The 5,991-nt window shown below is 54.3% G+C and carries 1 protein-coding gene (only partly in view); it reads right to left on the reverse strand.

The window, feature by feature from the left end; translation table 11 throughout:
* Positions 1 to 5,921, reverse strand: the 5' end (the start) of a protein-coding gene (locus YC6258_RS29885; RefSeq protein ID WP_044617899.1) for an SDR family NAD(P)-dependent oxidoreductase. 10,855 nt of this gene lie to the left of the window's left edge; only the first 5,921 of its 16,776 coding nucleotides appear in the window; the start codon lies at positions 5,919 to 5,921; the stop codon falls past the left edge of the window.
* Positions 5,922 to 5,991 lie beyond the last annotated feature (70 nt).

The following is a 5,991-nucleotide window of genomic DNA, read 5'->3' on the forward strand; positions in this document are numbered from 1 at the left end:
AGTTTGACCGTTGTGCCACCGGTACCGGCACCGATTTCCAGTATCCGGATACGGGCGTGCCTATCCGCCTGGAGCCGGTCACGGATGCATCCTTGCAGAACCGCCACCAGCGCCTCATTGTAATAGTCGGCCAATACGTTACCTTGATAAATACCGGCCACCCGCTCCATCGACGATTTTGGAAACAATATATCCGTTGCCAGACGCCGGCCGGATAACACATCCGGCAGGGCTTGCAGACACACTTCCAGCAAAGCGACCTGGGCGCGTTGATTCGGGTCATCCAGCCAATCCGTTTTCTGATCGTGCCACTGGTTCCACAATTGCTCGACGGTTCCGATCCCGGAGGTCGGTCTGAGATGCTCATCCAGCAGTTGCTGTTGTTGCAGATATTGCACACTGCTCTGAAGCCAGCGCTGATAGAACGCCACCGGCTGTCCGCTGAGCGGAGCGTCATCGAAGGCTCCCATCTCTGCGAGTATGGCAGCCAGCAGCTGCGGCAATAAAGTCTGCATCTGCTGTAATTCCGGTGTATCCAGGGCGGCCTGCAACGACGCCAGCCGCTGCGCTGTCAGCGCGCTTTCAGGCTCGATGAGGCGGGCGGAATTGTGTCGGGTCTGCGGCTCATCACAGTATTCAAACTGATATTGCTGCGGGTCAAATTCGCGCCACTGTTTCAGCGCTTCAAAGGTGCCGGGGAACATCGCCGCATTTTCCCCATCACGGGTCTGATACCAGGCAGAACATCCCGACGCAAACGAGCCGTTATGGTTACCCTCTCGGACAAAGTTCACAAAGCGCTCGACTTCCTCGGGTCTGATCTCCATGGCTTTGATGTCATGGTCTTCGCAGTAACGAATGATCTTGAGAATGTTCTCGCAACTATGTTCGTAAATAGCGGTAATCGATGTGGCATTGGTGCCAGAATTTGGACCCGCTCCCAAAAACATATTGGGAAACCCGGCCACCATACTGCCGGCATAGGTTCTGGGAAAACCACTGAAGTACTCTCCCAGATCCAGTTGATCACGACCGGTGATGGTAAAACAGGGCTTGAAGTCATTCAGGTCGTAACCGGTTGCCATGATAATGATATCGAAGTCTTCACTGCCCTGATCGGTGCAGATACCTGAAGCGCTGATCGATCGGACGGGCTGAGTTTCCAGTCGGGCGTTTTCCGCCCGAATCTGCTGATGATAGGAATGGGACATACATGGCCGGCTGCAACCGGGCGAATAATCCGGCACCATGTTTTTATCGCGTAACCAGTGATAAAACGAGCGCCACTGATCGTCCAGCAGACGGTCAAAATAGCGTTCAATCCGGGTATCCGGATGAAACGGATTAATGGCCACCGGGTCATTTGAAATGTGGTAAAACTCGTCTGCGGTAGCCAGATATTGTTTCCGGTGCCGTAACCAGAAATCGTAATCGCTGCTGAGTTTTCGCTGGGTCTGGGGGGTATAAACCGCTCTTGGATAGAGATATTTGGGAGAACGGGCGTAAACGACCAGTTTTTCGGCAACCGGCTGCAAAGTCTCCACCAGCTGAATCTGGGTGGTGCCATTACCGATGATGGCGATGCGTTTGCCGGCGAAATCCATTTCTTCGGCGTCACAATCCAGGGCGTGTTTCAGGGTGCCGCGAAAGCTCTGCATTCCGGGAATATCCGGCATTTTGCGACTGTGCCCAAGCCCTTCGTTAGCGCCATTAATAAAATACTTCGCGGTCACACTGGTGCCGTCGTCCAGGGTCACGCGCCAGTGTCCACTGTCGTCCTGATAACGGGCTGAAGCAATACGGGTATTGAATTCGATATGGCGGTACAGATCGTATTTCCGGGTAACGTCCTGCAGATATTTGAGGATGTCGGCCTGCTTGGCCCACATGTCACCTTTGAAATGTTCAAAAGAATAGGCATAGGCCAGCATGGGTATATCACAGCCGCAGCCGGGCCAGCGATTGACCAGCCAGACACCGCCGACATCGTGGTTTTTTTCGATAATCTTGAACGGAATATTGGCGCGTTTTAAAAACACACCCATACAGATGCCAAACAGTCCGGCTCCGCCGATGACGACCAACGGCGACTCATCTGCACTGGGCTGCTCTGGTTGTTGTGGCGATTGCGATGCCGTCGCCGGGGTTTTATCTGTTGGCTGGGCCAGAGGGAACACTTCACCTGCAAATGGATACGTCGGCAGATTGAGCCGCTGTGGCTGGCGACCGCCATAAAGTGAAGACCATTCCGGTTCGGCTCCCCCAACCCACTGTGCCAGGATTTCTGCCAGCGCGTCGTGGCTGATGTGATCAGGCATTTTGGCAATGCTGTTAACTTGTTTGCCGGGTTTTATCTGCCCCTGATAACAGTCTGCAATGTGTTTCGTTCCCTGAAGGTATGCATGCAGCCGCTCAATCAGCTGGCTCACCGAATCCACCACAAATGCCAATCGGTGTGCCATGCTGTCACGGCCGGTTTGCAGGGTGCAGGCCAGGCTATGCAATGCCAGTTTCTGGTTATCCTGACGGTTTAAAAAATCATGCAGATCGTGGGCACGCTGTCGTAACTGCTCTGCCGTTCTGGCCGACAGCGGTATTGCCGCAAAGTCATTGCTATCAATCATCACGGCCGGGCTTTCCGGCAGATATTCGGCAATCACCACATGAGCATTGGTGCCACTGCGGCCAAAAGCGCTGACCGCGCCGGTGCGGGATTTGTCAGGCTGACGCGGCCAGTCACGGCAGATTTTATTGAGGTACAACGGACTGTTGCTGAGATCGATAAAGTGGTTTGCCTGCTCACAATGGAGGCTGGCCGGAATCTGCTGATGCCGGATACCCTGCAACAGACTGACCACACTGACCAGTCCCGATGCCGCCATCGTGTGACCCAGATTGCTTTTGCAACTGGTGATGGCACATTGGCCGATACTGCGGCCGTCAGCCAGGTTGTCAAACGCCTCAGCCAGGGCATTGATTTCCACCGGATCGCCCAGCCGGGTACCGGTTCCGTGGGCAACAATATGATCGATATCGGCCACATCGATCTGATGACTGCGGTAGAGTTGTTCGATCAATGCCGTCTGCATCCGGCCATTGGGTGCGGTAACACCGTTGGTCCGGCCATCAAAATTCACACCACTGGCCTTGATGACACCGTAAACAGGGTCACCATTCTCAATCGCGGCAGCTAAAGGTTTCAGCATCAGCACCACAACGGCTTCACTGACTCCGATGCCATTGGCCTGTTCGGCAAAACTGAAACACTGGCCCTGCGGCGATAACATGCCAGCCCGGGACATCATCAGATAGCTCTGCGGAGACAGACTCAATGCAATACCGGCCACCAGCGCGCTGTCACATTCCTGCTGTCGCAGACTGATAACTGCCTGATGCAATGCCACCAATGATGAGGAGCACGCGGTGTTGGTCACCAGCGCCGGTCCGTGCAGGTCCAGAAAGTATGATAGCCGGGATGAGATCATGGCTCCGCCACCGGTGCTCATGCCACGCCAGCCGACCAGCATGTCATACTGACTTTCCTCCATCCCGACAAATACCCCGGTATTACCACCCTGTAACGAACGCGGTGATATTCCGGCATCCTCAATGGCCCGGTAAGCTTCCATAAGCAACAGCCGTTCGGCCGGATCCATCTGCTGCGCCTCGCGTGGCGAGGTATCGAAAAACAATGGATCAAACTCATCCACGCCATCGATAAAACCACCCGTATTGGTGGTGATGGTGTCGGCATATGCCTGCCAGTCCCAGCGTGATGATGGAATCTCGCGGATGGCATGTTTGCCTTCGGCCAGCAATGACCACAGCTCATCGACATTTGCCGCTCCGGGAAAACGACCGGACATGCCAACGATGGCAATTGGATTCGGATGGTTTGCCTTCATTGCTGCGGATGGTTTGTCGGCCGTTTGTACTGTCACCCTGGTTTCTGGCGTCAGAGCCTCTTGTGTCACCGATGATTGTTCCAGCCATTGCTGCATCGCATTGCGGTGCCGCTCTACCAGATAATCACCGAGCAGATCGATAGTGAAGTAACTGAAGAAAATAGCCGGCGTGACAGCGATTGAAAAATGGTGGGACAACTGCTTCGCCAGTTCGGCCAGATTAATGGAATCAAAACCGTAGTCAGCCAGGTTGGTATGATGGTCCAGGGTATCAGCGGCAATTTTGTGGCTGGTTGAAATCAGTCGGCTCAATTCGGCGGTGATGATCTCTTTCAGGGACTGTCCGGAAGACCCACACGAGGCCAATGGTTGCTCTGATAACAGACCCGCAGACGAAGATTGAGGCAATGCCGGCTCATACAAACGCTGCACGGTCGGGGTGATTCGCGCTGCCCGGCCGTTCATGACCAATACCTGAGTCCAGCCGGACTGCATGACATCACGCCAGATGGCCGTTCCCTGGTCAGGCGACAAAGCCTGCTGGCCGGTCGCGTTCAGATAGAACCGGGTCTGTTCGGCATCGTCCGAACCCATGCCTCCCTGCTCCCATAACGGCCAGTTGATGACAATGGTTTGGCCGTTGAGCTGCGGTTGCCGGCGACGGTACTCGCCATAGGCCATCAGAAAGCGGTTGGCCATGGCATAGCTGCACTCGCCAAAATCCCCGAGCAGTGCCGCCGAAGATGAAAAATAACAGATGAAATCCAGCGCCTGATCAGCCAGGTACTTATCCAGCAGTACAACGCCCTCGCTCTTGGCACTCATGGTCTGATGGATCAATGCACGGGTCTGATCCTCAAAAGGCTGCCTCGATTCCACACCGGCAGCATGAATGATCCCGGCTAATGCAAACGGCAGTTCAGCGGCCAGAGCTGCCAAGGCCTGCTCATCGCAGACATCAACGGCCTGATAATGCGCTTCGATAGCCCCTGCTTGTTTAAGTTCATCGAGCTTTTGCTGTATGTCACTGGATAGCGGCCGCCTGCCGGTCAGTAGCAGTTTTGCCTGGTAGTGACTGGCCAGATATCGGGCGAAAACAAAGCCAAGATGACCGCTACCTCCGGTAATCAGATAACCGGCGTTGGTTTTCAAAGGCATCGGCTGCGTGGATGGTTGTGGGGAAAGTGCCTTCACTGCCAGACATAAGGGCTGACCGTTTCGGTACCAGCTTATGCCGTGGTGACTGGTAGCGGATAACAGTTGATCAGCTGTCAACTCCGCCTGATCGCTATAGACGATGGCGATGGTCAACCCGGGCATCAGCAATGCCAGTGAGCGTTGCAGGCCGATCCAGCTGTAGTCCCAGCAGCTATCCAGATCATCAGGGTCATAGTGACCGAGTAAGGTGATCCGGTTTATCCGGCCGGCAAAGCCACTGAGTACCTTGAACATACTGAACAGTTCGCCGATGGCCGCTTCACCACCGCGCCGTGACCAGCTGTAGATGATCGCGGTATCGTTCTGATCCTCAGTGACCAGCGTCTCCAACAGCTGCTGCAAATGCGCGGCATTATGCCGCTCGCACTGGTATAACTGATCAGTCAGCTTTGCCTGATCGGGTCCGGGCACCACGCAGATCATTCTGCCCGGCAACTGACGATGATCAGCCTGCATTAACTGATACTGACCACGGGTATCTGTAAAGATGATGGTCTGGTCGTTGCCGGCAATCCTGTCTCTCGATACCGCAGAGGTCTGTTCACGCCAGTATTCCTGAAAGTACAAGGGCGTCGGCCCTGCGGTTTCAATGTGGTTGTCTGTTGACGGTCTTTTTTCGACTTGTCTGGCTTTTTCGACCTCGGCAGACCGTGAAAACTCCGCTTGCAAGTGTTCGATCAGCTGTGTTTTTTCCATCACTGACAACGTTTCAAAACGTTGGATCAATTCGTCTCTACGAGCATGGTTGAATAAAATATCTGTAGCGATGCTGTCGATGTCCGTGGTGTTTTTTGGCATTTTTATGGTCTTATGTTGAAACGTTAACACTCAAAGGAAATGCCGGTATCGCCGGCATCGGTTATGTCCG

This window comes from Gynuella sunshinyii YC6258, assembly GCF_000940805.1.
GTDB classification, from domain to species: Bacteria; Pseudomonadota; Gammaproteobacteria; order Pseudomonadales; family Natronospirillaceae; genus Gynuella; species Gynuella sunshinyii.